The 206-nt window shown below is 45.6% G+C and carries 1 protein-coding gene; it reads right to left on the reverse strand.

The features are described from left to right. Positions 1–206, reverse strand: a 206-nt coding sequence (locus AC0QH1_RS00480; protein WP_324628774.1) for a hypothetical protein, incomplete at both ends; no start/stop codon positions are given.

The following is a 206-nucleotide window of genomic DNA, read 5'->3' on the forward strand; positions in this document are numbered from 1 at the left end:
AGATAGTCATTTCCGGTATTGCCGTGCAAAATATCGTTGCCAGTTCCCGCATAAAGGTTGTCATTTCCTCCCATTCCTAACAGGAAATTATCCACAGTCGTCCCGAACACCGCTTCAGCGGTATCCGTGGCGAAAAAGGGAAAAGTATTTCCCGCAAAAACCGTGTTTCCTACGGAATTTTCCGTGGGGAAAATTAGGTTTTCGTT

This window comes from Phormidium sp. CCY1219 (assembly GCF_055795085.1).